Source organism: Candidatus Symbiopectobacterium sp. NZEC135, from assembly GCF_025962695.1.
Genome location: NZ_JAGFPF010000153.1, coordinates 1 through 3,520 on the forward strand (window position 1 = coordinate 1; position 3,520 = coordinate 3,520).

The following is a 3,520-nucleotide window of genomic DNA, read 5'->3' on the forward strand; positions in this document are numbered from 1 at the left end:
CGCGCCAGTGCCTGAAAATTACGGCGGTTAGCATCGGCAGCCCCCATGCCGACCAGCGCCATAAACAACGGGATCAGCGGGGCGGTAACCAACAAAATGAGCGCCGCCGCCCAGTTGATGGGAAACACGGCGGTCAGAATCAGCAAAGGAATCAAGGCTGCAAGATACATTTGTGGCAGATAGCGCGCATAGTAATCCTGCATGTCTTCGACTTGTTCTAAAATCAGCGTTGCCCAACTGCCAGCGGGTTTTCCCTGTACCCAGGCCGGCCCCAGGCGCTGTAATTTTTCCAGTACCTGATGGCGAATTTGTTGCCGTACTGCCTCACCACAGCGAAAGCCCACCTGCTCGCGCAGGAAATGCGTGAGCGCGCGTGCGGCGAACAAGCCTATAAGCAGCACGAACTCGCTGACGAGTGTCTGACGAGGCATATGTTCAATAATCAAGGCGTGCAGCAGTGTTGCCAACACCCATGCCTGTGCCACGATCAGAAGGCCGCTTACTATCCCCAGCAGTAAAGAGAGGCGGAGCCAGCGCTGTGCCAGTTTGCTCTGTTGTTTTAGCCAGCGTGCAAGTTGTTGCTGTCGAGTCTGTTTCATAGAGTACCGGGCTGCGCCATAGAGAAGGGAACACCCAAAAACCAACCTTTATGTAACTGTTATATAACAAAAAGCGGGTGGGTATTCAGCGTGGCCTCATGTTACCGCGCTAAAGTGCAGGTGCAAACCAAAAGGAGGGAGAAAATGCGGGGAGAGATCAATTTTCCCAAAAGGGAGCCCAAAGCACCCCCTTATTCAGGTAGTACGATCTGAATAAGGGGGAAGAGGGCAGAATATTATCGGGTGGCGAGGCCATCCAGATAGCGTTCTGCATCCAGCGCAGCCATGCAACCGGTGCCCGCCGAGGTAATGGCCTGACGGTAGATATGATCCATCACGTCGCCTGCGGCAAACACGCCGGGGATACTGGTCTGAGTCGCATTGCCGTGGATACCGGATTGTACCTTGATGTAGCCGTTTTCCAGCGCCAGTTGACCGTCAAAAATAGCGGTGTTTGGGCTATGGCCAATGGCGATAAATACGCCAGCCAGTTCCAGCTCTTCGCTCTCGTCCGTGCGGGTATTACGAATACGCACGCCAGTCACGCCCATGTCATCACCAAGTACTTCATCCAACGTGCGATCGGTGTGCAGCACAATATTGCCGTTTTGCACTTTGTCCATCAGACGGTCGATCAGGATTTTCTCAGCGCGGAAGCTGTCACGGCGGTGGATTAAATGCACTTGCTGCGCAATGTTAGACAGATAAAGCGCTTCTTCTACCGCGGTATTGCCGCCACCCACAACAGCGACGCGCTGGTTACGGTAAAAGAAACCGTCACAGGTGGCGCAGGCGGATACACCCTTGCCTTTGAAGGCGTCTTCGGAAGGCAGGCCGATATAACGTGCGGAGGCACCGGTCGCCACGATCAGGGCATCACAGGTATATTCTTCGCTGTCGCCGAACAGGCGAAACGGACGCTGTTGCAAATCAACGCGCTGAATATGATCGAAAATGATCTCGGTGTTGAATTTTTCAGCATGAGCGTGCATGCGGTCCATCAGCAACGGCCCGGTAAGCCCTTCAGCGTCGCCCGGCCAGTTTTCCACTTCCGTCGTGGTCGTCAACTGCCCGCCTTTTTCCATGCCAGTAATCAATACCGGATGCAGGTTGGCGCGCGCGGCGTACACCGCAGCGGTATAGCCCGCGGGGCCAGAACCTAAAATCAATAGCTTGTGGTGCTTGACGGTACCCATGTGTTCCTCTTTTGCAACAGTCTACTTAAACCCGATTGTAAGGAAATTACCGAACTAAAAAAAGTAGGCAGCAAAATTGTTACCTATTTGTTTAATCGGCTGTGCCGATAACCCATACAATTCACTGATAAGACAGCGCCATTTATTAGCGAAATGATTGAAAATGGTCTTACCGAGCGCGCAGTAGGGTTTTATTTGGCAGTTTCTTCTGATTTTCATTGTTTTGCTTTGACAATCGGCTACCGTTTTGCGAAAACATCTAAGGAAGAGGAAACTATTTGTATGTGAATGGTTGAAAGCTCGGCTTTTCTTTATGTTATTGGCTTTTACTGTGCGACCCGCTGATGGTGCGTTTATAACAGGACAGACAGGGTGTTATGCACGCAGGGATGACATTGCGGTGCGACGTGGCAGTGAAAGGGAAGTGACGTAAAGCGACCCTTGATATACAAACTAGACAGCGCGTCTTCTTTTAGGGCTGCTCTGATACATTGATGTGGGTCGGAGTGTAGCAAGGGCAAGGACGTAGTGAAGAGAGACAATAAGAATGGTAGACACGAAAAAACGACCGGGAAAAGATCTTGATCGCATCGATCGCAATATCCTGAATGAATTACAAAAAGACGGCCGAATCTCTAACGTTGAACTTTCCAAACGCGTGGGGCTTTCTCCTACGCCGTGTCTGGAACGCGTGCGCCGCCTGGAGCGTCAAGGCTTTATCAATGGCTATACCGCATTGCTTAATCCGCATTACCTCGATGCTTCACTGCTGGTGTTTGTTGAGATCACGCTGAACCGCGGTGCGCCAGATGTGTTTGAGCAGTTCAACACTGCCGTGCAGAAATTGGAAGAAATTCAGGAGTGCCATTTGGTCTCTGGGGATTTCGACTATTTACTGAAAACACGCGTGCCGGATATGTCAGCATACCGTAAGCTGCTGGGTGAAACCTTGCTGCGCTTGCCGGGTGTGAACGATACCCGTACCTACGTGGTGATGGAAGAAGTAAAACAGAGCAATCGTCTGGTGATCAGAACGCGCTAAACGCAGGGGTGCAAAGCCCGCTAATTTCAGCTACACTCCTGTGAATATATACAGTCACAGCGCCGAGTTCGCCTCGGCGTTTTGTCATGAACATGAACAGGACCCCTGGAGAGACGCTTGAGCCAGGAATATACCGAAGACAAAGACGTGGCGCTGAAGAAACTCAGCGGCAGCCGTCGTTTATTGGAAGCGATTTTAATCGTTGTCGCGCTATTCGCCGTTTATTTGAGCGTAGCGCTGTTTAGCTTCAGTCCGTCTGACCCGAGTTGGTCACAAACTGCCTGGCATGAGCCGATTCATAATCTGGGCGGTGGTGTCGGCGCTTGGCTGGCCGATACGCTGTTTTTCATCTTTGGTGTGCTGGCTTACGCCATTCCACCGATCATGCTATCGCTTTGCTGGGTCGCCTTTCGCCAGCGCGATAATCAGAGCGATGTCGATCTGTTTACTCTCTCTTTGCGCCTGATTGGTACGTTGGCGCTGATCCTCACGTCCTGCGGTCTGGCCGCGCTCAATGTGGACGATCTCTACTATTTCGCCTCGGGTGGCGTGCTGGGCAGTCTATTGAGCAGTTCAATGGTCCCGCGTTTCAACAGCATGGGTGCCACGCTGATTCTGCTCTGCGTCTGGGCGGCGGGCTTGACGCTGTTTACCGGTTGGTCATGGTTGACCATTGCGGAAAA

General features: G+C 52.2%; 4 protein-coding genes. 2 read left to right on the plus strand and 2 right to left on the minus strand.

All coding sequences use genetic code 11. The features are described from left to right. Together J5224_RS24105 and trxB are read right to left on the minus strand one after the other, a co-directional pair. A partial coding sequence (locus J5224_RS24105; protein ID WP_264627760.1) for an ABC transporter transmembrane domain-containing protein occupies positions 1–599 on the minus strand: 599 nt, incomplete at its 3' end. A gap of 236 nt (positions 600–835) precedes the next feature. Beyond that, positions 836–1,795, minus strand: a complete 960-nt coding sequence (gene trxB, locus J5224_RS24110) for a thioredoxin-disulfide reductase (RefSeq protein WP_264627761.1) — start codon at positions 1,793–1,795, stop codon at positions 836–838. A 547-nt stretch (positions 1,796–2,342) separates the two neighbouring features. On the opposite strand from trxB, the gene lrp reads away from it, so the two are divergent. Both lrp and J5224_RS24120 read left to right on the plus strand, forming a co-directional pair. Further along, positions 2,343–2,837 (plus strand): leucine-responsive transcriptional regulator Lrp, encoded by a 495-nt coding sequence (gene lrp, locus J5224_RS24115; RefSeq protein WP_196906846.1) that lies wholly within the window; start codon positions 2,343–2,345, stop codon positions 2,835–2,837. A gap of 117 nt (positions 2,838–2,954) precedes the next feature. Further along, positions 2,955–3,520, plus strand: a 566-nt coding sequence (locus tag J5224_RS24120; RefSeq protein WP_264627762.1) for a DNA translocase FtsK 4TM domain-containing protein, incomplete at its 3' end; no start/stop codon positions are given.